Source organism: Beggiatoa leptomitoformis (assembly GCF_001305575.3).
Classification (GTDB): Bacteria; Pseudomonadota; Gammaproteobacteria; order Beggiatoales; family Beggiatoaceae; genus Beggiatoa; species Beggiatoa leptomitoformis.
Genome location: NZ_CP012373.2, coordinates 3,295,620 through 3,319,725, shown reverse-complemented (window position 1 = coordinate 3,319,725; position 24,106 = coordinate 3,295,620). Strand labels below are relative to the sequence as shown.

General features: G+C 42.0%; 30 protein-coding genes and 1 riboswitch. Of the genes, 24 read left to right on the top strand and 6 right to left on the bottom strand.

Going from position 1 to position 24,106, the window contains the following annotated elements; all coding sequences use genetic code 11:
* Positions 1-85: 85 nt before the first annotated feature.
* Complete coding sequence (mazG, locus tag AL038_RS14045) at positions 86-904, top strand: nucleoside triphosphate pyrophosphohydrolase (RefSeq protein ID WP_062153823.1); 819 nt, start codon at positions 86-88, stop codon at positions 902-904.
* A 52-nt stretch (positions 905-956) separates the two neighbouring features.
* Here the strand turns inward: mazG and AL038_RS14040 are convergent, their stop codons facing one another.
* Positions 957-1,298 carry a Rieske (2Fe-2S) protein gene (locus AL038_RS14040; RefSeq protein WP_062153821.1) on the bottom strand — a complete coding sequence of 114 codons (342 nt, stop codon included), beginning with the start codon at positions 1,296-1,298 and terminating at the stop codon, positions 957-959.
* A 4-nt stretch (positions 1,299-1,302) separates the two neighbouring features.
* Positions 1,303-3,738 (bottom strand): EAL domain-containing protein, encoded by a 2,436-nt coding sequence (locus AL038_RS14035; protein ID WP_062153819.1) that lies wholly within the window; start codon positions 3,736-3,738, stop codon positions 1,303-1,305.
* 325 nt (positions 3,739-4,063) lie between these two features.
* On the opposite strand from AL038_RS14035, the gene AL038_RS14030 reads away from it, so the two are divergent.
* A complete protein-coding gene (locus AL038_RS14030; protein ID WP_062153817.1) occupies positions 4,064-4,810 on the top strand; it encodes an MBL fold metallo-hydrolase in 747 nt (248 codons plus the stop codon).
* A 46-nt stretch (positions 4,811-4,856) separates the two neighbouring features.
* Here the strand turns inward: AL038_RS14030 and AL038_RS14025 are convergent, their stop codons facing one another.
* The 4 genes from AL038_RS14025 to AL038_RS14010 form a co-directional block, all read right to left on the bottom strand.
* The gene (locus tag AL038_RS14025; protein WP_062153815.1) at positions 4,857-6,161 is read right to left on the bottom strand and encodes a M16 family metallopeptidase; all 1,305 of its coding nucleotides are present in this window, start codon (positions 6,159-6,161) and stop codon (positions 4,857-4,859) included.
* On the bottom strand, positions 6,158-7,558 hold the full coding sequence (locus tag AL038_RS14020; protein WP_062153813.1) for a M16 family metallopeptidase: 1,401 nt from the start codon (positions 7,556-7,558) through the stop codon (positions 6,158-6,160). The genes AL038_RS14025 and AL038_RS14020 overlap by 4 nt, the downstream gene beginning before the upstream one ends.
* A gap of 376 nt (positions 7,559-7,934) precedes the next feature.
* Positions 7,935-8,891 (bottom strand): ABC transporter substrate-binding protein, encoded by a 957-nt coding sequence (locus tag AL038_RS14015; RefSeq protein ID WP_062153811.1) that lies wholly within the window; start codon positions 8,889-8,891, stop codon positions 7,935-7,937.
* Positions 8,892-8,946: 55 nt separating this feature from the next.
* The gene (locus AL038_RS14010) at positions 8,947-10,812 is read right to left on the bottom strand and encodes a TonB-dependent receptor domain-containing protein (protein WP_062153809.1); all 1,866 of its coding nucleotides are present in this window, start codon (positions 10,810-10,812) and stop codon (positions 8,947-8,949) included.
* 126 nt (positions 10,813-10,938) lie between these two features.
* A riboswitch (cobalamin riboswitch) is annotated at positions 10,939-11,146 on the bottom strand.
* A gap of 367 nt (positions 11,147-11,513) precedes the next feature.
* On the opposite strand from AL038_RS14010, the gene rpsL reads away from it, so the two are divergent.
* The 22 genes from rpsL to rplR all read left to right on the top strand — a co-directional run bounded on the left by rpsL (position 11,514) and on the right by rplR (position 24,095).
* A complete protein-coding gene (rpsL, locus tag AL038_RS14005) occupies positions 11,514-11,888 on the top strand; it encodes a 30S ribosomal protein S12 (RefSeq protein ID WP_002690684.1) in 375 nt (124 codons plus the stop codon).
* A 54-nt stretch (positions 11,889-11,942) separates the two neighbouring features.
* Positions 11,943-12,413: a 30S ribosomal protein S7 gene (rpsG, locus tag AL038_RS14000; RefSeq protein ID WP_062153807.1), complete on the top strand. Its 471-nt coding sequence runs from the start codon at positions 11,943-11,945 to the stop codon at positions 12,411-12,413.
* 45 nt (positions 12,414-12,458) lie between these two features.
* The gene (fusA, locus tag AL038_RS13995; protein ID WP_062153806.1) at positions 12,459-14,564 is read left to right on the top strand and encodes an elongation factor G; all 2,106 of its coding nucleotides are present in this window, start codon (positions 12,459-12,461) and stop codon (positions 14,562-14,564) included.
* Positions 14,565-14,710: 146 nt separating this feature from the next.
* The gene (gene tuf / locus AL038_RS13990) at positions 14,711-15,901 is read left to right on the top strand and encodes an elongation factor Tu (RefSeq protein ID WP_062153804.1); all 1,191 of its coding nucleotides are present in this window, start codon (positions 14,711-14,713) and stop codon (positions 15,899-15,901) included.
* 62 nt (positions 15,902-15,963) lie between these two features.
* Positions 15,964-16,275 (top strand): 30S ribosomal protein S10, encoded by a 312-nt coding sequence (rpsJ, locus tag AL038_RS13985; protein WP_002690675.1) that lies wholly within the window; start codon positions 15,964-15,966, stop codon positions 16,273-16,275.
* Positions 16,276-16,300: 25 nt separating this feature from the next.
* Positions 16,301-16,942 (top strand): 50S ribosomal protein L3, encoded by a 642-nt coding sequence (rplC, locus tag AL038_RS13980; protein ID WP_062153802.1) that lies wholly within the window; start codon positions 16,301-16,303, stop codon positions 16,940-16,942.
* A gap of 11 nt (positions 16,943-16,953) precedes the next feature.
* Entirely contained in the window at positions 16,954-17,574 is a 621-nt protein-coding gene (rplD, locus tag AL038_RS13975) for a 50S ribosomal protein L4 (RefSeq protein ID WP_062153800.1), read from the top strand.
* Positions 17,571-17,864, top strand: a complete 294-nt coding sequence (gene rplW, locus AL038_RS13970; protein ID WP_062153798.1) for a 50S ribosomal protein L23 — start codon at positions 17,571-17,573, stop codon at positions 17,862-17,864. The genes rplD and rplW overlap by 4 nt, the downstream gene beginning before the upstream one ends.
* Positions 17,865-17,907: 43 nt before the next feature.
* Complete coding sequence (gene rplB, locus AL038_RS13965) at positions 17,908-18,729, top strand: 50S ribosomal protein L2 (protein ID WP_062153796.1); 822 nt, start codon at positions 17,908-17,910, stop codon at positions 18,727-18,729.
* A 37-nt stretch (positions 18,730-18,766) separates the two neighbouring features.
* Complete coding sequence (rpsS, locus tag AL038_RS13960; protein ID WP_062153794.1) at positions 18,767-19,048, top strand: 30S ribosomal protein S19; 282 nt, start codon at positions 18,767-18,769, stop codon at positions 19,046-19,048.
* A gap of 8 nt (positions 19,049-19,056) precedes the next feature.
* A complete protein-coding gene (rplV, locus tag AL038_RS13955; protein WP_062153791.1) occupies positions 19,057-19,389 on the top strand; it encodes a 50S ribosomal protein L22 in 333 nt (110 codons plus the stop codon).
* A gap of 10 nt (positions 19,390-19,399) precedes the next feature.
* Entirely contained in the window at positions 19,400-20,065 is a 666-nt protein-coding gene (gene rpsC / locus AL038_RS13950) for a 30S ribosomal protein S3 (protein ID WP_062153789.1), read from the top strand.
* 71 nt (positions 20,066-20,136) lie between these two features.
* The gene (gene rplP, locus AL038_RS13945; protein WP_062153787.1) at positions 20,137-20,550 is read left to right on the top strand and encodes a 50S ribosomal protein L16; all 414 of its coding nucleotides are present in this window, start codon (positions 20,137-20,139) and stop codon (positions 20,548-20,550) included.
* Positions 20,550-20,744 carry a 50S ribosomal protein L29 gene (rpmC, locus tag AL038_RS13940; RefSeq protein WP_062153785.1) on the top strand — a complete coding sequence of 65 codons (195 nt, stop codon included), beginning with the start codon at positions 20,550-20,552 and terminating at the stop codon, positions 20,742-20,744. The genes rplP and rpmC overlap by 1 nt, the downstream gene beginning before the upstream one ends.
* Complete coding sequence (gene rpsQ, locus AL038_RS13935; RefSeq protein WP_062153783.1) at positions 20,741-21,013, top strand: 30S ribosomal protein S17; 273 nt, start codon at positions 20,741-20,743, stop codon at positions 21,011-21,013. The genes rpmC and rpsQ overlap by 4 nt, the downstream gene beginning before the upstream one ends.
* A 197-nt stretch (positions 21,014-21,210) precedes the next feature.
* Positions 21,211-21,579, top strand: coding sequence for a 50S ribosomal protein L14 (gene rplN, locus AL038_RS13930; protein WP_062153782.1), 369 nt, complete (start codon positions 21,211-21,213; stop codon positions 21,577-21,579).
* A 13-nt stretch (positions 21,580-21,592) separates the two neighbouring features.
* Positions 21,593-21,913, top strand: a complete 321-nt coding sequence (gene rplX, locus AL038_RS13925) for a 50S ribosomal protein L24 (protein WP_062153780.1) — start codon at positions 21,593-21,595, stop codon at positions 21,911-21,913.
* 9 nt (positions 21,914-21,922) lie between these two features.
* Positions 21,923-22,459 carry a 50S ribosomal protein L5 gene (rplE, locus tag AL038_RS13920; RefSeq protein WP_062153778.1) on the top strand — a complete coding sequence of 179 codons (537 nt, stop codon included), beginning with the start codon at positions 21,923-21,925 and terminating at the stop codon, positions 22,457-22,459.
* Between the two features lie 15 nt (positions 22,460-22,474).
* Entirely contained in the window at positions 22,475-22,780 is a 306-nt protein-coding gene (rpsN, locus tag AL038_RS13915) for a 30S ribosomal protein S14 (RefSeq protein WP_062153776.1), read from the top strand.
* A gap of 13 nt (positions 22,781-22,793) precedes the next feature.
* Positions 22,794-23,186 (top strand): 30S ribosomal protein S8, encoded by a 393-nt coding sequence (gene rpsH / locus AL038_RS13910; RefSeq protein WP_062153774.1) that lies wholly within the window; start codon positions 22,794-22,796, stop codon positions 23,184-23,186.
* Positions 23,187-23,202: 16 nt separating this feature from the next.
* Positions 23,203-23,736 carry a 50S ribosomal protein L6 gene (gene rplF, locus AL038_RS13905; RefSeq protein WP_062153772.1) on the top strand — a complete coding sequence of 178 codons (534 nt, stop codon included), beginning with the start codon at positions 23,203-23,205 and terminating at the stop codon, positions 23,734-23,736.
* 5 nt (positions 23,737-23,741) lie between these two features.
* On the top strand, positions 23,742-24,095 hold the full coding sequence (rplR, locus tag AL038_RS13900; RefSeq protein WP_062153770.1) for a 50S ribosomal protein L18: 354 nt from the start codon (positions 23,742-23,744) through the stop codon (positions 24,093-24,095).
* Positions 24,096-24,106: the final 11 nt, after the last annotated feature.

Sequence of the window (24,106 nt, the reverse complement as noted above, 5' to 3'; positions counted from 1 at the left end):
GGAAATATACGCATTGCTTTTACACTTGCATTTTTACAGGTATCTCGTACTCTATAACCCTTTTTTCACAAAGTATAAAAAGACAATGAATGTAAATCCAACAGATGTTCGCTACACCGATGCTTTACAACGTTTATTAACCATAGTAAATGAATTACGCGCTCAATGCCCTTGGGATAAGGAGCAAACACTAGATTCTTTACGTTATTTAACTATTGAAGAAACTTATGAATTGTCTGATGCTATTTTAGAAAATGATTTAAACGCGATAAAAAAGGAATTAGGCGATTTAATGTTGCATTTGGTGTTTTACGCTAAAATAACAGCTGAGCAAGATGTGTTTGATATTGCAGATGTTATGAATGGGCTTTGTGAAAAGTTAATTGCACGTCATCCGCATGTTTATGGAACAGTCAATGCGGACGATGCTGACACGGTAAAACGTCATTGGGAGCAATTAAAACTGCAAGAAAAAGGCAATTACAGTGCGTTAGCAGGCGTACCAAACATGTTACCCGCTTTGGTAAAAGCTATTCGTATTCAAGAAAAAGCACGCGGTATGGGGTTTGATTGGCGACCTGATGATTTAAGCAGCGTGTGGCACAAGGTAAAAGAAGAGATTCAAGAGTTTGTTGAACATATAGACCCTGTCAGCCAAAAACCACACAACTTTATTGAGGCAGAAAATGAGTTTGGGGATATTTTGTTTTCTCTGGTGAATTACGCACGTTTTGTGGGTATTAATCCCGAAAATGCCCTAGAAAAAACTAATAAAAAATTCATGCGTCGTTTTATGTGGATGGAAACTGCAATTCGTGAGGCAAACAAGCAAATGCACGATTTAAGCCTTGAGGAATTGGAGTTTTTTTGGCAGCAGGCAAAACAACAAGAAAAAATCAAGTAGCTACTTTAGCTTTACGAATAACTAGCGGAAAACGCAACAGTAGATTTTAATTTTAAGATTCTACTTTTTCTGTGACAACACATACTTGAACAAGTCCATCTACCACCCGCACAGGATATGATTTTAACGGCTTGCTAAATGCGTTCAAACAATCGCCTGTTTCTAGGTCAAATTCATAGCCGTGAAAAGGACAAACAATAATACCATTACGAACATTTCCCATGTCTAATGGACGGTCTAAATGTGTACACAAGTTAGCAAAACAATGTACTTGTTTGCCTTGGCGACTGAAAAGCAACGTTTGTCCTGCAATTTCAAAGGTTGTAATTCCTCCTTGTGCTATGTCATAAAGTTCGGCAACGGGTTGCCATTGTTCTTCTGCAAATTGATTCATAATATTATCCTGAAAAATCATAGCTTAATGTATCAATCGGTATTTGAATAAAGTTACCTTCAATATAATCAATCGCACATTCCCACAATAAACTTAGTGTCGTTGCATCTTCAATAAAAGGCACAATCACTGCACTGGTTTGGGTGTGAGCTTTATCAGCTATCTGTTTGATATTGCTTAGTGTATCAGCTTTATTTGTTAATGTTTTAACCAGATCAATATTGAGTTTAATAAAGTTTGCTTCCAGTAATTTTAACAGTTGGAACGCACTGGACTTGCCGTTAAAATCTTGCAATGCAATGCGACAACCCAATGATTTGATATTTTTAATAAATATTTGGGTTTCTTTCAAGTGACTCACAGCCACATTTTGTGAGATGTTAAAAATCACTGCGTGATAGGGAACACCGCTAACACTCAGGCATTTACGAATATAAGCAGGTAAATTGGGGTTTGAGAGAGATGTACCCGATAAGCGGATGAAAAAGCTAATTTCCTCTCTTTCATGATAGCGTTGCATTAAACTTAATACAGCTTGTTTGATGACCCAGCGGTCAATTTCTTCAATTAATCCATGCTGTTCTGCAATGGGTAGAAATTCATGTGCTTTAATTCCATCGGGATGGTCATCGCTGTGTAGGCGCAATAACACATCATATAATTTATCAGCACGTCCATGCAGGCTAACAATCGGTTGATAAACAAGATAAAAACCGTTATTAACTAAGGCAGATTTAATGGTTTCTTGCCAATAAGTTTGTCGATATTGGTCGCGTTTTATATTTTCGGCGGCGTTATGCAGTTGTATCCGATTGCCACCTGCTTCTTGAGCTTGTTGACAGGCTGATTCTGCTTGGCTGATTGCCGTTGATGCGCCATTGGCGATGTCGTCATTATAAACGCCAATTCCTATGCTACATGTTGTTACTACTTGTTGTCCGTTAATTTCTAATACATAGCTTTCTAGTGTTGCGCGAATGGAGTTAGCGAGTGCTTTTGCTTCATGTACGGCACGGTCAATGCTGATAATTACAAAAACGTTGTCGCTAAAGCGCGCTAATAAATCGCTTTTATTGACTTGTTGTTGAAGAAATTGTGCAGTTTCATACATTGCTTTATCAATGGCGTTATAACCTAAAATTTTGCTAATCCCACGATAGCTGTCAATGTTGATATATAAGGCGACTAGCGGATAGGCTGAGGATGCCATTTTAATCAGTTCTAATTGGGAAAGTAGGTATTGACGGTTATATAACCCTGTTGTGATGTCACTGTGTAAATAATCAGTATTTTGGAGTTGGTGTTCGTTATGCTTTAGGCGATTAATAATTGTTGCGACCAGTGCATCGGCTTCTATGGTTTCGTTAAGAAAATCGTCGGCAATGCCTTTTACCGCTGCTCGACGTAGGGTTTGGTCAAATTGTTGCGCGAAAAAAATCAGGGGTAAGCGTTTATATTTTTCCTGCTGGCGTATAACAACGGCTAATTCAATGGCATTGAGCGTTTGAAGTTGGGTATTAATCAAGATCAGCGCGGGGGGAAATTTGTCTAGGGCATCAATAATGCGTAAGGGTTCTTTTAAAACAGCCGTTTGTAAACCCGATTGTTGCAGTATTTTTGCGTAGTTTTCGCCGTAACGATTGGTATCATCAATAATTAAAATTCGACGCGGTGTTTTAGGTTTAGGATTTTCAGTAAGTTGCTTTATTTTGCTGACTAGTACAGGAATATCTAGGGGTTTGTTGAAATAGGCATCTCCATTTGCACGTACGGCAGCTAGTCGTGCTGTCATATCGGTACGGGCGGAAATAAAAATAACGGGTAGCGGTTCACGGCGGTTTTTTTGAATCGCATACATAATTTGCGGTCCTGCAAGTTCACCCTCTGCTAGCATGACATCCATGATAATTAAGGCGGGTGGATGTACTTGAATCAGACCACTTAAACCATGTGTATTGTTGAATGCTTTGACGTTATAGCCATAACTTTTCAGATGTTCCGCTAATAAGTTGGCCAGTTGTATGTCGTCATCGACTAAATAGATGATTTTTTCCACCGTGGGCATTTGCACGGTAGGCGGCGGTGTGGAAATAGTTTTGGTTGGTTCGTCGGCAACTAATGAGGCTTGTTGAATGTGTTCTAAACGACGCACAATTTCTGTTAATTCATGTTGTTCTACGGGTGTATTGCGCTCTAGTATTTCAACTAGCAAGGTATCTAGTACGCGTGCTGTTTGACTGAGGGTTAAAAATCCAAAGCTGCCCGCGTTACCTGCAATCCGATGTATTTTTTGTTGAAATTGGCGCAGGTTTTCTAGTGTCCATTGTTTTTGTAACTGTTGCCCAAGTGTGAGAATGTCCGTTATGGTTTGCGGTAGTTGTTTTGCGTATTCCTCACGCAGCGTAATGAGTGTTTCCTGTAAGCTTTTTCGAGTTGACACGATGATAATGCCTTGGCAAGCGTTAGATGAGCGACTGGTAGTAAATCTAATGACATTCCCTATCATTGGTCTAAAGACGCATTATTTTATTCAGACCGCACGATGTCATGATGAGAAAAGCCATGTTGAATAGGAAAACGCAAGCACTGTGCCATTTTCTAGCATGATTTTTCGGTAGCTACAGATAACCATATAGAATATATTTAAAATAAATTGTTATCACCTATTTCTAAATATCCCGCTTAAACTTGATCGCCTGTTGATTCATCGCCATGCTTAGAATATTCAATATTGCTTATTATGGTAATCATTAGGAGATTATTTCATGATTTTTCAACAATTATTTGAGTCTAGTTCATCTACTTATACTTATTTGTTGGGTTGTCCAATCACAAAAACGGCTGTGTTAATTGACCCTGTGCTAGAAACTGTTGAGCGTGATATAAGCATACTCAATGCGTTAGGCTTGACTTTGCGTTATACCTTAGAAACACATATTCATGCTGACCATTTGAGTGGCGGTTATCAATTACGACAACGTACAGGCTGTCTGATTGCATTACCTGCGATAGAACAATTGCCTTGTGCGGATATAGGGATAGAAGAAGGAACGCCACTTTGTGTGGGAGAGGTACAAATCCATCCGCTTTATACCCCCGGTCATACGTCTTCACATCATGCGTATTATGTGGATACAGGAACACATTTGATGCTTTTTTCAGGGGATGCACTATTGATAGATGCTTGCGGTAGAACAGATTTTCAAGCGGGAAATGCAGGGCAGTTATATGATAGTATTCAACATAAACTTTTTACATTGCCTAATGAGACGTTGGTTTATCCCGGACATGATTATGAGGGTCGTTTTATTAGCAGTATTGCCCAAGAAAAACAGCGTAATCCTCGTTTATCTAATAATAAGTCTAAACAAGCATTTATTGAACTAATGAATGGTTTGAAAACACCAAATCCGCGCAAAATGGCGTTTGCAGTACCCAGTAATAAGCAGTGTGGTATGTGTCCACCAAATATTTTTGAAGAATATCAGCAGTTATGTGAAACACTGGTGTAATGGGTGAGTGCGAATAAAGTCGCACCAACCCTGTTTTACATCAAGGCTACATTGCTGTGTTGCCTACGGTGACGGTCACTTGTTTATCTAGTTGTAAGTGGGTTTTAAAAGCCGCGTTGATTGACTCTACAGTCACCGCCTCTATTCTATCGTTAAATTTTTGTAGATAGTCTAGGGGTAGGTGATAAAAGCCGATGACTGCCAGATAATTGACAATATTTATATTACTGTCGATTTTTAGTGGAAACCCTCCCGTAATATTCTTTTTTGCAGCGATGAGTTCTGCTTCTGTCACCCCTTTATCAATAAAGGTTTGTAATGTATCACGTAGTACCGCTAAGGCTTGTTGTGCTTGGTCGTTGCGGGTTTGTAAGCCTGCATTAAATGCACCGCGTTCTTCCATTGGGGTAAAATAACTGTAGGCAGTATAGGCTAAACCGCGTTTTTCTCGCACTTCTTGAGAAACTCGTGAAACTAGGCCATTTCCACCTAAAATATGATTACCGACATAGAGGGAGAAATAGTCGGGGTCATGACGGGAATGGCTGGGTTGTCCAACTAATATATGGGTTTGCGTTGCAGGATAAGGGATATGTATCGTTTCCGCTTTTTGTAAGTCGGCAACAGCGGGTAATGCAGGCGCAGGCTCACCAGCAGGCAGTTGTTTAACAAGGGTTTCTGCAATGCGTTCAGCCGTTGGACGATCAATTGCGCCAACTAGGGAAATTGTTGCATTTTTTGCAACATAGTAACGCTGATAAAACGTTTTAACCATTTCTGGTGTTAGTGCCTTGACACTTTCTACAGTACCCATTTTGGGATTCGCATAAGGATGTTTGCCATAAATGGCTTTTTGAAAAGCTTTTCCTGCAATATCATTAGGTGATTGTTCTTCGCTATTCAGACCTAATAAAATTTGTTGGCGCACTCGCTCAAAGGCTTGGGGAGGAAAATCTGGTTTTGCCAATAAGTTAGCGAAAAGGGTTAAGGCGGGTTCAAGTTGGGCAGGGTCACTTAAGCTACGGAGAGAAAGTTCTGACATTTCTTTGTCAAGGTCGTTACCAAATATAGCCCCAAGATTGTCAAATTGTTCGGCTATTGCATCCGCAGATAAGCCGTTAGCCCCCTCATTCAATAATCCATTGGTTAGTAGTGCAATCCCGCCTTTATCTTCATCGTGTACACTGCCTGCATTAAAAACGACGCTTAAATCAACGATGGGTAATTCTGATGCAGGAACAAAATAGACTTGCGCACCATTACTGGTTGTCCAGTGTTGAATATCTACCATTGCTAACACATTAGCACAGTAACAGGTAAAACCTATTGTTAGTAAATGAATAATTCTCATTGAATAGCTCCTTGTATGGCATGTGCGGGGGCTGCGTGCCTGTTTTCGTCAGCACTATCAATCGGCAAAGGCTCTAGTTGACCAATGGTAAGATGGTCATCAATCAGATACTTTTTAGCAACTGCTTGTATTTGTTCTGGTGTTACCGCTTTAATATTATCTACATATTGTTCAAGAAGATGCCAATCTAATCCAACGGTTGTCCATATACCAATTTTCATCGCTTGATAAAAAACAGAATCTTGTTCGTAAACGTTACTGGCAATCAGCAAGGTTTTAACCCGTTCTAATTCGGCTTTATCAACTAAGGTTGTCTGCAAGCGTGTAATCTGCTCACGTAATGCGGTTTCTAATTCCGTTATTGTATGTTTTTGAGTGGGAACACCACTTAGCGTAAAAAGACTTTCTAAACGGGCAGTTAAGTCGTAAGTTGCAGAGGCTGAATTGGCAATTTCTTGGCGACGCACCACTTCTTTATCTAAGCGCGCGCTATTGCCAAGACTTAAGGTATAGGCTAACACTTCTAACGCATAGACATCCGTTACATCAGCGGGTGCGATGGTTGCAAGCGTTGGGACTTTATAGCCCATGGTTAAAATAGGTAATTTGGCGGGACGTTTGACAATAACCCGACGCTCACCCAATTGCTCTATTTCACGACGCGCAGGCGGGGGCGTGATAACACTGGGGCTGAGGTTGGCAAAATATTGTTTTGCTAGTTGAAAAACAGCTTGTGGCTCAACATCACCGACGACAACGATGGTTGCATTATTTGGCGCGTACCATTGTTGATACCAAGCACGGACATCCGCCATATTATAATTTTCAATGTCATTCATCCAACCTACAACAGGGTTTTGGTAAGAACTGGTAGTGTATGCAACGGCACGAAAATGTTCTTGTAATAGGCTGCTGGGTTCGTCTTCTGTGCGGTTACGTCGCTCTTCCATCACGACACGTTTTTCTTTTTGTAATTCACTATCATCAAATTGTAAGGCTCGCATTCTATCGGCTTCTAATTCGAAACTAATGGCAAGGCGGCTTTTTTCTAAGGTTTGAAAGAAAGCGGTAAAATCTGCGCTGGTAAACGCATTTTGTGATGCGCCATTTTCTGACATGATGCGGGAAAAGTCGCCAACAGGATGCTTTTCTGTGCCTTTAAACATGAGGTGTTCTAGAAAGTGCGACAGTCCTGTATGCCCTTCTTGCTCATAACTGCTACCGACTTTATACCAAATTTGGCTGGTAACAACGGGGGAACGGTGGTCAGGTTTAACGATAATGTGTAATCCATTTTCTAGGGTGAATTCCTCAGTTTTTGTGCTATCAGCGTGTACAGGTGCTATTAAAAATGGCAGTCCTATCAGTAATAAATACGATAATGGGTTAAAATGCATATCAATCTCCATAGGATAACGATACAAGTGGGAAAGTAGGTTGGGGTTTATCCCTGTAAAAACCAAGTAAATCGTTTATGTTGCCGTTTAATGGTATTCAACAAATCGAGGATAAAAATTATAATTATCTGTAGTGATAGTTGCGGAGTTGATGGAATATTAAAGTTTTTTAATTCATTTTTTGGGTAAATGTTGCGTATTTTGCCTTAGGGACTAAAAACCCTTTAAACAGACTATTTACAACGGTAGCATGAGTACTACGGACGCAAACGGTGTTATCTGTCTTCTTGTTAAAATCTGTGTGAATTAGGATTTATGGAGTCGTAGAAAATTGTGTTATTTATTGTTTATATGAATATTATGTTTTTGCAAAAATTTATTGTTGATACAGGGCATCAGCCAATTTTTCTATACCCGTGACAATATGCTGAGAAACTGAAAGTAAATAGCGATTATCTAACACGATTATCCGTCCTGTTTGCCCTGCATGGGTTGTTGCAATCACGGGGTCATTCAGTAATTGTTGGCGGGTTTGTTCAATGACATCTGCATTCGCACCGCTGATAATGACATCGGGTTGCCACTTAGCGATATTTTCTACACTGATTTTGCTGTGTCCTATAATACCTTGTTCTGCCAATACGTTAATAGCATTAAGGTAGTGTAACATGTCGTCAAAAGTCGTATTTTTTCCTGCGGTATAACCCGCCAAATCATAGGATAAAACTCGTAATGGTTTATCCGTGTGCGGTAAACGGGTTGTTATTTTAGCAAGCCGTTGATTCATCTCTTTGATTAAATTATCTGCTAATTGTTCTGTACCAATCGCATAACCAACCATACGAATATGTTGTTGAATATCTTTTATATTATCAAAACGGGTGAAACGAATTAGGGGAATACCGCTGTTTTGCAGTAAAGCCACCATTTCTGCACGGCTATAGCTGGCGATGAAAATTAAATCGGGTTGTAAACTTAAAATTTGTTCTATACCTCCCACTGTTTGCATGGCAACTTGTTGGGCTTGTGCTGTGACTAAACTATAGTTTTGGTCACGCGCTAAGGCACTCACTGCGATTAAACGGCTTGGTGGACAAAGAGCAAGAAGGATTTCATCTGTTGCGAGCGTTTGCGACACAATCCGCTGTGGATAGGCTGAAACAGTGATTTGTTCGCCTTGTTCATCTTGTAAAAAGCGGGGAAATTGAGGATTTGCAGATAAATGATTAGGCTTTGTAGGCAAATAAGTTTGTTGTTGCGGATAAAAAAAACTGGCAAGGATTGCTAAGAGAATTGATATAAATAAGTAAGTTAGGTAATTTTTTTGCCACATAATGCGTTAGTCGCTATGAGGTGCGCGGGCAGTTGCACCGCGCAGTAGGTGAAAATTAATCGCTGTAATGGACACTAACAAAGAAACCACGCCCAGCCGTATGATAATACTGTGCAAGTTCGTATTCTCTGTCTAAGACGTTATCGAGGCGAGCGCGGAGCATCCATTGTTTACTAAGGGAATATTCGCTGTTTAAATTGAGGATGCCATAGCCTGCAACTTGGCGTTGATTAGCGGTGTCTTCATAGCGTGAACCTTGTGCGAGAACTTCACCACCGATACGCCCTTGTTCAAATTGATAATGCAGAGCAGCTTTTGCTGATTGTCGCGCCCGACGAGGTAACCAGTTACCCGTTGCATCATCTTCATGGTCTAGCCATGTTACATTTCCCGTTGCCGTCCATGCTCCCCATGTCGTACCCACATCAGCTTCAATACCTTGAATGCTTGCTTTATCTACATTATTAGGTAGATAGCTATCGGTACTTGCATCATAGCTGGTTGCAATCAGTTGTTTAACTTGATTACGATAGAGGTTAAGTGACCAGTGATAAGTTGCTTCATTCGCTTGTAAACCAATTTCTACGCTGTCTGCCTCTTCGGGTTCTAAATCAGGATTACCAAAATAGGGATAATATAATTCGTTAAATGAGGGGGCTTTAAATGCGGTACCGTAGGCAATAAAGGTTTGTAACGTGGGATTAATTTTATATCCTAAATTGATGTTTCCTGTTGTTTGTCCACCAAATTGCTCGTTATCATCATACCGTCCACCGATAATGATGTTAAAGGCTTCCCATTGCATTTGGTATTGCCCAAACACGCCATTATTTTGCCGAGTAGTGCTAGCATATTCGGTTGTGCTATCTAGCTTATCTTCAAGATAATCATAACCTAATGTGAATAACTGGTTATCACTAATACTAAAATTGTTTTGCCAGTTAGCATTATTACGTTTCGTTTGATAGTTGTTGGAACTGGTTTCATGACCAAAATTATCTTGTTCATCTTGGCTTTGTCCAATGTTTAATGACATGTCCCATGCTTGAGTAACGGCAAGTTGTGCTTTAAGCCCAACAACTTGCTGCGTAAAGTCGATTTCATTAGCAAACATCGAGTCAAATTGGTTATTACCTTCGGCACGTAACGTGTAAACACCCGCTTGAAATTCACGACTAAATTGATGGCTAACTTGCGCACTGAATGAGGTGTTATCGTAACCGTCAGCATCAGGCTCTACCGTGTAACAGGCGCGTGATTCACTACCATTGCACGCATTAAAACCATCACTTTGCAAATAATCCACAGCTACGCTATAAGTCGTTTTATCGATTTTACCGCCATGATTAGCGGTTGCTTCATAGGTATTATGATTACCCATACCAAGACTGGCTTGTGTATGTGGTTCACCACTACCTTGACGTGTAAAAATCTGAATAACCCCACCAATAGCTTCAGAGCCATAAAGTGCCGACCGTGTTCCACGTACAACTTCAATGTGATCAATTTGGCTAGGTGGCAAGTATTGAAATGCGGTTGTACCAAGCGTTGCAGAACCAACTTTAACACCATCAATCAACACTAACACATGGTCAGATTCTGCCCCACGCATAAAGATAGAACTGGCTTGTCCCAAACCACCACTGGTAACAACATCAACACCCGCCAACCCTTTTAACAAATCAGTAACCGTTAGGGCTTGACTCCGCGCAATAGTTTCACGGTCTATCACCGTGACAGAAGCCATTGATTCATCAATACTTTGTGCAGTGCGTGTGGCGGTGACAACAACCGTTGGTTGAACCGTCTCAGTTGCAAAACAAGAAAAACTTAATGATATTAAACAAGGAAAAACAACAGCTAACCTATGATTAACAAATTTTCTTCTAAATAGGGGATAAAGGATATTAGAGATAGACATGACACACTTCCTCGTAAAAACCCGAAAATGAAAGTGTGCAGAGGTTAAGAAATAAAGACAGACACAATGACGCGTTACCACAACTTAATTATAACAAGGCATCAGCCTGTTGCCCTCCGCAACACGACAGTACAAACTTCATAGGTCGGTCTCCGGACTCGTAAGCGAATAATACAGATTATTCATAACCAATCGTCTTCCCATGCATAAACACAGTGACTATAACAGATTGATTATTCTTTAACTTACTTACCGTTGCGGGGGCAGTATTGGCTTTACACCACTTTCCCGTTTAAGCGAGTAAACAACTCGCACCTATTCAGTAGCGAGGGATTAAACGAGGTTAGCTAAGGAATGTCAAGCAGTATCATCTGAGAAGTCAGCAAAAATCATGTGACGCATTATACAAAATACGCTAGGATGACAAACTTTTGTAAAAGTAATTCATATCGTTGAAGCTGAATAAGATAGTAATCTGCAATATTGTCTAAAATACAATTCTGTGTGCCACAACTCCACAAAATAATTAAAAATTTCCTTTCTAATAACTTGACAGAGTAGTAAAACATCATTATTATCTTTCGGCTCTAAAGAGCTGGAATTCACTTAAAGTTCCAGCTCATTTTTATTTCATTGTTTTTTTTAACAGATGATTGTTTTTTTCGTCTGTCGTAGTACCAGCCCCTGTATTCGGAGCAATTATGGCAACAATTAATCAGTTAGTGCGTAAACCGCGCAAATCGCCACAGACTAAGAGCAATGTGCCTGCCCTTAATGGGTGTCCGCAAAAGCGGGGCGTGTGTACGCGTGTTTATACCACTACCCCCAAAAAGCCAAACTCCGCAATGCGTAAAGTTGCGCGTGTGCGGTTAACTAATGGTATGGAAGTAACCACTTATATCGGTGGGGAAGGACATAACTTACAAGAGCACTCGGTCGTGTTGATTCGTGGCGGACGTGTGAAAGACTTACCCGGTGTGCGTTATCACACAGTGCGTGGGTGTTTAGATACCTCTGGAGTAAACGCAAGACGGCAAGGACGTTCCAAATATGGAGCGAAGCGTCCAAAATCCTAATGCTGTAATCCGTTTCTAAGTATTGAGTTAAAGCTAAAAGTTGAGTTCAATTTTATGCCAAGAAGAAGAGTCGTCGCAAAACGCGCTATATTGCCAGATCCCAAATTCGGTAACGAAACCGTTGCTAAATTTATCAATATAGTCATGAAAAGTGGAAAAAAATCGGTCGCTGAACACATCGTTTACGGTGCGTTAGATCAAATCGCCGAGAAGAACAAAGGTGATCCTTTAGAGATTTTTATTAAGGCCCTTGATAATGTAAGACCCGTCGTTGAAGTGAAATCCAGACGCGTTGGGGGTTCTAACTATCAAGTACCCGTAGAAGTGCGTCCTGTTCGTCGCACCGCGCTTGCAATGCGCTGGTTAGCCGATTGTGCACGGAGTCGCGGTGAAAAATCTATGGGATTACGTTTGGCGGCTGAGATTTTAGATGCCTTTGAAAACAAAGGGTCAGCAATCAAAAAACGTGAAGACGTACATCGTATGGCAGAAGCGAACAAAGCATTCTCGCATTTCCGCTGGTAATTTATTTGGCTCAACCCTTACTTGCTTGTTTAAAAGGTTCTTAACGTGGCACGAAAAACACCCATTGAGCGATACCGTAATATCGGTATTATGGCGCACATCGATGCGGGAAAAACAACGACGACTGAGCGTGTATTGTTCTATACAGGTCGTTCCCACAAAATTGGTGAAGTACATGATGGCGCAGCAACCACCGACTGGATGGTGCAAGAGCAAGAGCGTGGTATTACCATTACCTCTGCGGCAGTTACATGTTTTTGGCGTGGTATGGGTCAACAATTTGATGAACATCGTATCAATATTATTGACACACCTGGTCACGTCGATTTTACCATTGAAGTCGAACGCTCATTACGGGTGTTAGACGGCGCGTGTGCCGTTTTTTGTGCAGTGGGTGGTGTTCAACCACAATCTGAAACCGTATGGCGGCAAGCAAACAAATATGGTGTGCCTCGTCTTGCATTCGTTAACAAAATGGATCGCGCTGGCGCAAACTTTTTGAAAGTGGTTGAGCAGATTAAAACCCGTTTAGCGGGCAATCCTGCTGTTCTACAACTCCCTATTGGTCAAGAAGACAAATTTGAAGGGGTTGTTGACCTCATCAAGATGAAAGCCATCTATTGGGATATCGAAAACCAAGGGATGCGTTTTGAAGAGCGTGATATCCCTGCGGATATGCAAACAGCTTGTGAAGAATGGCGTGAGAAGTTAATTGAATCCGCCGCCGAGGCTAACGAAGAATTAATGGATAAATACCTGAATGAAGGGGATTTATCTGTCGAAGAAATCAAGCACGGTATTCGTACACGTACTTTAGCAGGAGAAGTTGTTCCAACAATCTGTGGTTCTGCCTTTAAAAACAAAGGCGTGCAAGCGATGTTGGATGCAATTGTTGAGTATATGCCTTCTCCTATTGATATCCCTCCCGTTAAAGGGATCTTAGACGATGCTAATGGTACGGAAGCAGAACGGAAAGCTGAAGATGAAGAACCCTTCTCCGCCCTTGCGTTCAAAATTGCAACCGATCCATTCGTTGGTTCTCTAACCTTTTTCCGTGTTTACTCTGGCGTACTGAATTCAGGCGACACTGTTTACAATCCTGTTAAAGGCAAAAAGGAACGGGTCGGACGTATTGTGCAAATGCACGCGAATACCCGCGAAGAAATCAAAGAAGTCCGTGCAGGTGATATTGCTGCCGCGATTGGTTTAAAAGATGTAACTACTGGTGAAACCTTATGTGATGTCAACAACATCATCACATTAGAAAGAATGGAGTTTCCAGAACCTGTTATTTCTGTTGCTATCGAACCAAAAACTAAAGCTGACCAAGAAAAAATGGGGATTGCGTTGTCAAAACTGGCAGCAGAAGACCCTTCTTTCCGCGTGCGGACTGATGAAGAAACAGGACAAACCATTATTTCTGGGATGGGCGAATTACATCTCGAAATCATTATTGACCGCATGAAGCGTGAGTTTAACGTTGAAGCGAATATTGGTGCGCCACAAGTGGCATATCGTGAAACTATTCGTGCAAGCGTCGAACAAGAAGGCAAGTTTGTGCGTCAATCAGGTGGTCGTGGTCAATATGGTCATGTCTGGTTACGCATTGAACCACAAGTTGCTGGTAGTGGTTACGCATTTGTCAACGGAATTGTTGGTGGGGTCGTACCAAAAGAGTATGTACCCGCAGTTGATAAAGGTGTTCAAGAACAAATGCAAAATGGGGTCTTGGCTGGCTTCCCTGTTGTTGACGTAAAAGTCACTATCTTTGATGGTTCTTACCACGAAGTTGACTCTAACGAAATGGCATTCAAAATTGCAGGTTCTATGGCATTCAAAGACGGTGTTAGAAAAGCTAAACCCGTTCTCCTTGAACCAATTATGGCCGTTGAAGTGGAAACACCTGAAGATTACATGGGTGACGTGATGGGCGACTTAAATCGTCGGCGCGGTATTCTGCAAGGAATGGATGATACACCGACAGGTAAAACCATTAAGGCAGAAGTGCCCTTAGGTGAAATGTTTGGTTATGCGACAGATTTACGTTCCTTATCACAAGGACGTGCTAGCTATACCATGCAATTTACCAAGTACAGTGAAGCACCTAATAGTGTTGCTGAAACTGTCATTAAGAAAGCCTCCAGCAATTAATTATTCATTTTGATTTTTGGTTTTTGATTTTTGTTGCAACCCTTGAGTCGCTCAAAAGTCAAAAATCATTATTTTATTTTTTCGGTTAGGTTTGTAACGTAAATCAAAAATCGTAAATCAAAAATCGTAGAAAGAGGATATAACTGATGTCCAAGGCAAAGTTTGAACGCACTAAACCGCATGTAAACGTAGGTACAATCGGACACGTTGACCACGGTAAAACCACCCTGACAGCGGCATTAACTAAGTGCATGGCGGAAAAATTCGGTGGCGAATTCAAAGCCTATGACCAAATCGACAAAGCTCCTGAAGAGCGTGCGCGCGGTATTACTATTGCGACAGCTCACGTTGAATACCAATCAGAAACTCGTCATTACGCACATGTTGACTGCCCAGGTCATGCTGACTATGTAAAAAACATGATTACGGGTGCAGCACAAATGGACGGCGCAATTCTTGTCGTCTCTGCTGCCGATGGTCCTATGCCTCAAACCCGTGAACACATCCTGTTAGCCCGTCAAGTTGGCGTGCCTTACGTTGTTGTGTTTATGAATAAAGCTGATATGGTTGACGATGCGGAATTATTAGAGCTCGTTGAAATGGAAGTGCGTGAATTATTAGACAAGTATCAATTCCCCGGTGATGATACACCTGTCGTAATTGGTTCTGCATTAAAAGCGTTAGAAGGGGATGCTAGCGATATTGGCGTGAGTGCGATTTACAAGCTCGTCGCCGAGATGGATAGATACATTCCTGAACCCGTTCGTGAAATTAGTAAGCCTTTCTTAATGCCTATCGAAGATGTGTTCTCTATTTCTGGTCGCGGTACAGTTGTGACTGGTCGTATTGAACAAGGTAAAGTCAAGGTTGGCGAAGAAGTGGAAATCGTAGGAATTCGTCCTACCACCAAAACAACCTGCACAGGTGTGGAAATGTTCCGCAAACTGTTAGACGAAGGTGTCGCAGGGGACAACGTGGGTGTGTTATTACGTGGAACTAAACGTGATGACGTGGAACGTGGACAAGTCTTGGCAAAACCAGGCACAATCACCCCCCATACGGAATTTGAAACAGAAGTTTATATTTTAGGTAAAGAAGAGGGTGGTCGTCACACGCCTTTCTTCAATGGCTATCGCCCTCAGTTTTACTTCCGTACAACGGACGTAACAGGTGCGTGTGATTTACCAGAAGGCGTGGAAATGGTCATGCCTGGTGACAACGTGAAGTTAGTTGTGAAGTTAATCAACCCAATTGCAATGACTGAGGGTTTACGCTTCGCAATTCGTGAAGGCGGTCGTACCGTTGGTGCTGGTGTTGTTACTAAAATTCTTAAATAGTAACAACGAAATAAAGAAGAGGGCATGTCCCTCTTCTCACACATAGTGATTGGAACAGTAATATGGCAAATCAAAGAATTCGTATCCGACTCAAGGCGTTTGATCATCGTCTGATTGATCAATCGGCGCGCGAAATCGTGGAGACCGCTAAGCGCACTGGAGCACAACTACGGGGACCTATTCCTCTGCCGACGAAGAAAGAAAAATTCACCGTCTTGATTTCTCCGCATGTCAATAAAGATGCGCGTGACCAGTATGAAATTCGCACCCATAAACGCTTATTAGATATTATTGATCCAACTGATAAAACAGTTGATTCATTGATGAAATTGGATTTGGCGGCAGGTGTTGACGTACAAATAAAGTTGAATTAGTCGAGATGTTATAAAGGTTAAAACAATGGCAATCGGAATTGTCGGTCGAAAATGCGGTATGACCCGCGTTTTTAAAGAGGACGGGCGTGCTGTTCCGGTCACAGTGATTGAAGCAGAACCTAATCGTGTGACACAAGTTAAAACGCTGGAAAGTGATGGCTATAGTGCAGTACAAGTCACGTGCGGAACCCGCCGTGCTGTACGTGTTAATAAAGCTATTGCTGGACATTATGCAAAAGCAAGCGTAGAACCTGGACGCAATTTGTGGGAGTTTCGCCTTAATGAAGGTGAAGGCTCCGAACTTCAGCCCGGTAATGAAATAAAAGTTGATATTTTTCAAACAGGTCAAAAAGTTGATGTAACTGGCGTAACCAAAGGTAAAGGTTATGCGGGAACGATTAAACGGCACAACTTTAGAGGTCAAGATGCGACACATGGTAACTCTCGGTCACATCGTGTACCTGGTTCTACTGGTCAGCGTCAAACACCTGGCCGTGTGTTCAAAGGCAAACGAATGTCAGGTCACATGGGTAATGAACGCTGTAGCATTCAGAACCTAGAAGTTATTCGTGTTGACGTAGAAAGAAATTTATTGCTCGTTAAAGGTGCTGTACCGGGCGCGACAGGTGGTGACGTGATTGTACGTCCTGCTGTTAAATCACGTTAGAGGGTAAAGTCATGGAACTGAATTTACAGTCTGCGACAAGTGCCGCCACTGCCGGTGTAGTCAATGTATCAGAAGCAGTGTTTGGGGCAAAGTATAATGAGCCTCTTATTCATCAAGCCGTTGTCAGCTATTTAGCTGGTGCACGTGCTGGTACAAAAGCACAAAAGACTCGTGCGATGGTTCGCGGTGGTGGTATTAAGCCATGGCGACAAAAAGGTACTGGTCGTGCACGTGCAGGAACAAGTAGAGGACCCATTTGGCGGGGTGGTGGTGTGACATTTGCCGCCCAACCTCGTGACCATAGCGTTAAGTTGAACAAAAAAATGTACCGTGGTGCATTGTGCTCGATTTTCTCTGAGCTGGTTCGGCAAGAGCGTTTTGTTGTTGTTGAACAATTTAGTTTAGAAACACCTAAAACTAAGGCGTTATTAAATCAACTAAAAAGTTTAAATTTAGAGAATGTGCTGATTATTACAGATCAGGATGATATGAATTTATATCTTGCAGCACGTAATCTGTATCAAGTTGATGTGAGCGACGCAAAAACCGTTGACCCTGTTAGCTTAGTCGGTTTTGAAAAAGTGCTAGTAACGCTATCCGCCTTGAAGCAAATTGAGGAAAGATTAGCATGAATAAAGCACGTTTAATGCAAGTATTGTTGGCACCGCATATTTCTGAAAAAGCAACGCAAGCAACAGATAAAAACCAACAATATGTGTTTCAAGTTCTCCCTACCGCAACCAAGCAAGAAATTAAAGCGGCTGTTGAATTGTTATTCAACGTAAAAGTGACCAATGTTCAGACCGTTTGTGCAAAAGGCAAGCGCAAGAACTTCGGACGCACCCGTGGTAAACGTTCTGATTGGAAAAAAGCGTACGTGGGATTACAGGAAGGATTTGATATTAACTTCAGTGGGAACTGAGAGATAACGTGAAATTGCCGTTAACTCAGTTAAGGATATAGTCATGGCACTTGTTAAAGCAAAACCGACCTCTCCAGGACGCCGCTTTGTTGTTCGTGTGAAAACAGCCGAACTACATAAGGGCAAGCCGCATGCGCCCTTATTAGAAAAACAATCTAAAAAAGGTGGACGCAATAGCTTTGGACGCATCACCGTGCGTCATCAGGGGGGCGGGCATAAGCAACATTATCGGATTATCGATTTTAAGCGGAATAAAGATGATATTCCTGCCAAAATTGAACGGATTGAATATGATCCAAATCGCAGCGCAAATATTGCCTTAGTGTTATACATTGATGGTGAGCGTCGTTACATTATTGCCCCCAAAGATGTAAAAGTGGGTGACGCAATTATGTCTGGAGCGCATGCACCCATTAAAGCGGGCAATTGTATGCCATTGCGTAGTATTCCTGTTGGTAGCGTCATACATTGTATAGAACTCAAGCCTGGCAAAGGCGCGCAATTAGCGCGTAGTGCGGGTGCTGCAGTGCAATTAGTTGCACGTGAGGGACAATACGCTACATTACGGTTACGCTCTGGTGAAATGCGTAAGGTATTGGTTGATTGTCGCGCGGTTATTGGTGAAGTCGGTAACAGCGAGCATAATTTGATATCACTGGGTAAAGCCGGTGCGAAACGTTGGCGTGGTGTTCGCCCAACAGTACGTGGGGTTGCAATGAACCCTGTTGACCACCCTCATGGTGGGGGCGAAGGTAGAACTTCTGGTGGTCGTCATCCAGTCACTCCTTGGGGTTTCCCCACTAAGGGAGCGAAGACACGGCAAAACAAACGCACAGACAATATGATTGTGCGTCGCCGTAAATAATATCACTAGAACATAGATTTAACGGGATTAAAACACTATGCCACGTTCAATCAAAAAAGGACCGTTTATAGATTTGCATTTGCTCAAGAAAGTTGAGGCATTGCAAGGTGCTGCTGCAAACAAACGTCCTATTAAGACATGGTCACGCCGCTCAATGGTTATTCCAGATATGGTTGGTTTGACGATTGCCGTTCATAACGGTAAGCAACACATCCCCGTGTTTATTAATGAAAACATGGTGGGACATAAGCTCGGTGAGTTCGCTGCAACCCGTACGTATCGTGGGCATGTTGCGGATAAAAAAGCTGGTAAGAAGTGAGGAATATCATGGAAACTGTTAGCAAATATAAATATGCGCACATTTCTCCGCAGAAATGTCGCTTGGTGGCTGACTTAATTCGTGGTTTATCTGTGGATAAGGCCCTCGATATTCTTAATTTCAGCAATAAAAAAGCTGCGCTTATGGTTAAAAAAGCCTTGGAAGCAGCAATCGCAAATGCCGAACACAATGAAGGGGCTGATGTAGATGAGTTGAAGGTAGCTCGTATCTGCATCGATGAAGGTCCTGTCATGAAGCGAATGCACGCTCGTGCAAAAGGGCGGGGCAATCGGATTACTAAACGTACCAGTCATATTACGGTTGCTGTTGCCGATCGTTGAGAGAGCATTTATGGGTCAGAAAGTACATCCAACAGGCATTCGCTTAGGTGTGATCAAAGATTGGTCATCTAAGTGGTATGCCAGTACAAAAGATTATGCAAACTACTTAAATACCGATTTAAAGGTACGTGAGTTTATCAAAAAGAAGCTTTCACAAGCTTCTGTTAGTGAAGTGCGTATTGAAAGACCCGCACGTAACGCACGTATTGTCATTCATACTGCCCGTCCCGGTATTGTTATTGGGAAAAAGGGTGAAGATATTGATGTTTTACGGAAAGAAGTGTCCGAAATGATGGGTGTACCCGTCCATGTAGGCGTGGAAGAAGTCCGTAAACCCGAAATTGATGCTGCCTTAGTTGCCATTAGTGTTGCGCAACAACTAGAGCGTCGTATTATGTTCAGACGTGCAATGAAGCGCGCTGTTAGTAATGCGTTACGTTTAGGTGCGCAAGGAATTCGAATCAATGTCAGTGGACGTTTAAACGGCGCAGAGATCGCTCGTATGGAATGGTATCGTGAAGGTCGCGTGCCACTACATACCCTGCGTGCAGATATTGATTACGGCTTCGCTGAGGCTCATACCACATACGGTGTTATTGGCGTTAAGGTATGGATTTTCAAGGGTGAAATCATTGGCAAACAACCACAGGAAACCACTGCCAGCAAAGACAACTAAATGCAAAGCGGCATGTTTTCTGGTGTGTGACTTCTATAGAAACCTATAGGAGTGATTAAGGATAAGCGGTCATGTTACAACCGAAGCGGACTAAATTTAGAAAGCAAATGAAGGGCAGGAATCGTGGTCTTGCCCAGCGTGGTAATAAAGTGAGCTTTGGCGAATATGGTTTAAAAGCCATCGGACGGGGGCAGTTGACCGCCCGTCAAATTGAAGCGGCACGCCGTACTATTTCTCGCTATGTTAAACGGGGCGGGAAATTGTGGATACGGGTATTTCCTGATAAACCAATTACCCAAAAACCCTTAGAAGTACGTATGGGTAAGGGAAAAGGTAATGTTGAATATTGGGTTGCTTTGATTCAGCCTGGTAAAATGTTATATGAGATTGAGGGTGTGCCAGAAGATGTGGCACGAGAGGCGTTCCGTCTTGCATCGGCGAAACTCTCTGTCCCTACTACCTTTGTTAGTCGGACGGTGATGTGATGAAAGCAAGTGAATTAAGACAAAAAAGCATCGTGGAATTGAACAATGAATTGCTCGAACTCTTGCGTGAGCAGTTCAATTTGCGGATGCAAAAAGCTAACGGTCAGCTCAGTCGTTATAGTCAATTTAAAACGATTCGACGCGATATTGCACGCATCAAAACCATGTTAACTGAGAAAGGTAAGCAGGTATGACAGAACAAGGTGAACAAACGGACAATGTACGCACATTGACGGGACGTGTCGTTAGTAACAAAATGGATAAAACCGTCACTGTACTCATTGAGCGTATGGTGAAACACCCTAAATATGGTAAGTACATTAAACGGTCTACCAAATTGCATGTTCACGATGAAGAAAACACCTGTCAAGAAGGTGATGTAGTTCTCATCGAAGAGTGTCGTCCAATTTCAAAAACAAAAGCATGGCGATTACACAAAGTAGTCACTCGTGCTGAAGTGTAGATGAACCGCGTATAACTACGTGAGTTCACACATTTTATAACTGATTTACAACGTTTTACCTACCGCGCACTACCCTTCTTAAATTGTTTCAACATCTAAGGAGGGTGGTGAGTCTTTTCATTTGAAAAAAATGATGTTACCATTACGGTCTTTATTTGCGGTAGGCTATTATAGGATTATGATGTGGAGCATATGCAATGATACAAATGCAAACAATGCTTGAGGCGGCAGATAACAGTGGTGCGCGTCGATTAATGTGCATCAAGGTGCTGGGTGGTTCACATCGCCGTTACGCAAATATTGGTGATGTTATTAAAGTTAGCGTAAAAGAAGCGATACCGCGTGGTAAAGTGAAAAAAGGCGAAGTTTATAGTGCCGTTGTTGTTAGAACTCGTAAAGGTATTCGTCGTTCAGATGGTTCGGTGATTCGTTTTGATACTAATGCAGCTGTATTATTAAACAATCAAAAACAACCTATTGGAACTCGCATATTCGGACCCGTGACACGTGAACTTAGAACAGAAAGTTTCATGAAGATCATCTCACTGGCACCCGAAGTGCTGTAAGAGGACTTAGGTAATGCGTAAGATTAAAACAGGTGACGAAGTCGAAGTCATCACAGGTAAAGACAAAGGAAAGCGTGGCAAAGTCGTTCGTGTTATGCCTTCTGCCGATCGTCTCGTGGTTGAAAATATCAATATGGTCAAGCGTCATACACGTGGCAATCCATATCAAAATAAACCTGGTGGAATTGTTGATAAAGAGTTGTCAATTCACATTTCCAATGTGGCACTTGTCAACGCCAATACCAATAAAATAGACAAGGTTGGCTTTAAATTTTTAGAAGACGGTAAAAAAGTCCGTTATTTTAAATCCACTGGCGAAGTCGTTGACGTGTAGGTTTTTAACATGACGAGATTACAGGCATATTACCGTGAAACGGTCATCAAGCAATTGATGGAAAAGTTTGGCTACAAAAACGTAATGCAAGTGCCACGCATTACAAAGATTACGTTGAATATGGGTTTAGGCGAAGCAGTTGGCGATAAAAAGATTATCGAGAAAGCTGTGGGTGATATGACAGCAATTGCTGGTCAAAAACCAGTGGTTACTGTTGCACGAAAATCCATTGCAGGATTTAAAATTCGTGAAGGCTGGCCCATTGGTTGTAAGGTTACTTTACGTAGTGACCGTATGTACGAATTTTTAGATCGTTTGGTGACTATTGCTATTCCGCGTATTCGCGATTTTCGTGGCTTTAGTGCGAAAGCATTTGATGGTCAAGGCAATTACAGTATGGGTGTACGTGAACAAATTATTTTCCCCGAAATTGACTACGATAAAATCGATGCCATTCGTGGAATGAACATTACCATCACCACAACTGCACAGAGCGATGAAGAAGGTCGCGCCCTGTTAAGTGCTTTCCAATTCCCGTTTAGATAGGATACGAGATAGGCTATGGCAAAGTTATCTATGATTAACCGTGAAGTAAAGCGTAAAAAAGCAGTACAAAAATACGCGGTGAAACGTTCAAAATTGAAAGAAATTATCGTTGACATGAAATTGAGCGAAGAAGAGCGCGATTTGGCACGTCAACAGTTCCAAGCGTTACCACGTGATTCAAGTCCATGTCGCATACGTAATCGTTGTCGTATTACAGGTCGTCCACATGGGTTTTACAGAAAATTTGGATTGGCTCGTAATAAATTACGTGAAATGGCAATGCTGGGCTATATTCCCGGTTTAGTCAAAGCCAGTTGGTAAAGGGAAAATAGCTATGAGCATGACTGATCCTATTGCCGATATGCTGACACGCATACGCAATGCGCAATCGACTAGAAAACAAACTGTTGATATGCCCGTTTCTAAAATTAAGATTGAAGTTGCTAAAATTCTCAAATCAGAGGGTTATATTAGTGACTATAAGATATCTGACGGCGTAAAGGCCATTCTGACGCTTGAATTGAAATATTATTTAAGTAAGCCTGTTATTTCTGAGATTAAACGTATCAGTCGCCCAGGATTGCGGATTTATAAAGATAAAGACAGCTTGCCCAGTGTGTTGAATGGCTTGGGTATCGCGATTATTTCTACATCTAAAGGCTTGATGACCGACCATGTTGCACGTACGCATGGACACGGTGGTGAAGTCTTATGTGTTGTGTCATAAGGAGACTGCGAATAACATGTCAAGAATCGCAAAAAATCCTGTGGCCGTGCCAAAAGGAACAGATGTTAATCTGCAAGGACAGTTCTTGAAGGTTAATGGCAGTAAAGGTTCTCTGGAGCATGAGGTTCATGCTGATGTGCAAGTTGTGTTCGATGACGGTATACTTACCTTCGCACCACGCAAAGAAACCAAAGAATCCAATGCATTGGCTGGAACAACCCGCGCAATTGTAAGCAATATGGTGACGGGCGCAAGCAAAGGATTTGAAAGAAAATTAACCTTAGTTGGTGTCGGTTATCGTGCACAAGTGCAAGGAACAACACTTAATTTAACATTGGGGTTTTCTCACCCAGTCAACTTTGTTATTCCGCAAGGCATTACTATTGAAACACCTTCACAAACGGAAGTGATTGTGAAAGGTGCGGATAAACAAAAAGTCGGGCAGATTGCTGCTAATATTCGTGCTTATCGTCCGCCAGAACCTTACAAAGGCAAAGGTGTTCGTTATGCAAACGAAGTCATCATTATGAAAGAAGTGAAGAAGAAATAAGCGCTATGGATAAGAAAATTGCCCGTTTACGTCGTGCGCAACGGACTCGTGCCAAAATAAAGGTGCTCGGTTCGCACAGATTATGTATCCATAAAACCCCATGCCATATTTATGCACAGATTATCACCCCTGAAGGTGATAAGGTGTTAGCCAGTGCCTCTACCTTAGATAAAACATTACGAGAGCAAGTTGGTTATGGTGGTAATATCGCGGCCGCTGTTGCAGTTGGTAAAGCAATTGCGGAGCGAGCAAAAGCAGCTGGTATCGATGATATCGCTTTTGATCGTTCTGGATTTAAATATCATGGACGAGTTAAAGCGTTAGCTGATGCAGCACGTGAAAGCGGTCTGAACTTCTAGGTAAGGTCAAT

What these genes read in the sequence shown, in the direction of transcription:
- AL038_RS14040 (WP_062153821.1), bottom strand. Translation starts at nt 1,298, where the DNA reads ATGAATCAATTTGCAGAAGAACAATGGCAACCCGTTGCCGAACTTTAT.
- rplV (WP_062153791.1), top strand. Translation starts at nt 19,057, where the DNA reads ATGGAAACTGTTAGCAAATATAAATATGCGCACATTTCTCCGCAGAAA.
- rplX (WP_062153780.1), top strand. Translation starts at nt 21,593, where the DNA reads ATGCGTAAGATTAAAACAGGTGACGAAGTCGAAGTCATCACAGGTAAA.
- rpmC (WP_062153785.1), top strand. Translation starts at nt 20,550, where the DNA reads ATGAAAGCAAGTGAATTAAGACAAAAAAGCATCGTGGAATTGAACAAT.
- rplP (WP_062153787.1), top strand. Translation starts at nt 20,137, where the DNA reads ATGTTACAACCGAAGCGGACTAAATTTAGAAAGCAAATGAAGGGCAGG.
- rpsS (WP_062153794.1), top strand. Translation starts at nt 18,767, where the DNA reads ATGCCACGTTCAATCAAAAAAGGACCGTTTATAGATTTGCATTTGCTC.
- rpsG (WP_062153807.1), top strand. Translation starts at nt 11,943, where the DNA reads ATGCCAAGAAGAAGAGTCGTCGCAAAACGCGCTATATTGCCAGATCCC.
- rplR (WP_062153770.1), top strand. Translation starts at nt 23,742, where the DNA reads ATGGATAAGAAAATTGCCCGTTTACGTCGTGCGCAACGGACTCGTGCC.
- rpsL (WP_002690684.1), top strand. Translation starts at nt 11,514, where the DNA reads ATGGCAACAATTAATCAGTTAGTGCGTAAACCGCGCAAATCGCCACAG.
- AL038_RS14015 (WP_062153811.1), bottom strand. Translation starts at nt 8,891, where the DNA reads ATGTGGCAAAAAAATTACCTAACTTACTTATTTATATCAATTCTCTTA.
- rplC (WP_062153802.1), top strand. Translation starts at nt 16,301, where the DNA reads ATGGCAATCGGAATTGTCGGTCGAAAATGCGGTATGACCCGCGTTTTT.
- AL038_RS14010 (WP_062153809.1), bottom strand. Translation starts at nt 10,812, where the DNA reads ATGTCTATCTCTAATATCCTTTATCCCCTATTTAGAAGAAAATTTGTT.
- rpsN (WP_062153776.1), top strand. Translation starts at nt 22,475, where the DNA reads ATGGCAAAGTTATCTATGATTAACCGTGAAGTAAAGCGTAAAAAAGCA.
- tuf (WP_062153804.1), top strand. Translation starts at nt 14,711, where the DNA reads ATGTCCAAGGCAAAGTTTGAACGCACTAAACCGCATGTAAACGTAGGT.
- rpsC (WP_062153789.1), top strand. Translation starts at nt 19,400, where the DNA reads ATGGGTCAGAAAGTACATCCAACAGGCATTCGCTTAGGTGTGATCAAA.
- rplW (WP_062153798.1), top strand. Translation starts at nt 17,571, where the DNA reads ATGAATAAAGCACGTTTAATGCAAGTATTGTTGGCACCGCATATTTCT.
- mazG (WP_062153823.1), top strand. Translation starts at nt 86, where the DNA reads ATGAATGTAAATCCAACAGATGTTCGCTACACCGATGCTTTACAACGT.
- rplN (WP_062153782.1), top strand. Translation starts at nt 21,211, where the DNA reads ATGATACAAATGCAAACAATGCTTGAGGCGGCAGATAACAGTGGTGCG.
- rpsH (WP_062153774.1), top strand. Translation starts at nt 22,794, where the DNA reads ATGAGCATGACTGATCCTATTGCCGATATGCTGACACGCATACGCAAT.
- rplF (WP_062153772.1), top strand. Translation starts at nt 23,203, where the DNA reads ATGTCAAGAATCGCAAAAAATCCTGTGGCCGTGCCAAAAGGAACAGAT.
- rplE (WP_062153778.1), top strand. Translation starts at nt 21,923, where the DNA reads ATGACGAGATTACAGGCATATTACCGTGAAACGGTCATCAAGCAATTG.
- rplD (WP_062153800.1), top strand. Translation starts at nt 16,954, where the DNA reads ATGGAACTGAATTTACAGTCTGCGACAAGTGCCGCCACTGCCGGTGTA.
- rpsJ (WP_002690675.1), top strand. Translation starts at nt 15,964, where the DNA reads ATGGCAAATCAAAGAATTCGTATCCGACTCAAGGCGTTTGATCATCGT.
- rpsQ (WP_062153783.1), top strand. Translation starts at nt 20,741, where the DNA reads ATGACAGAACAAGGTGAACAAACGGACAATGTACGCACATTGACGGGA.
- AL038_RS14030 (WP_062153817.1), top strand. Translation starts at nt 4,064, where the DNA reads ATGATTTTTCAACAATTATTTGAGTCTAGTTCATCTACTTATACTTAT.
- rplB (WP_062153796.1), top strand. Translation starts at nt 17,908, where the DNA reads ATGGCACTTGTTAAAGCAAAACCGACCTCTCCAGGACGCCGCTTTGTT.
- AL038_RS14025 (WP_062153815.1), bottom strand. Translation starts at nt 6,161, where the DNA reads ATGAGAATTATTCATTTACTAACAATAGGTTTTACCTGTTACTGTGCT.
- AL038_RS14020 (WP_062153813.1), bottom strand. Translation starts at nt 7,558, where the DNA reads ATGCATTTTAACCCATTATCGTATTTATTACTGATAGGACTGCCATTT.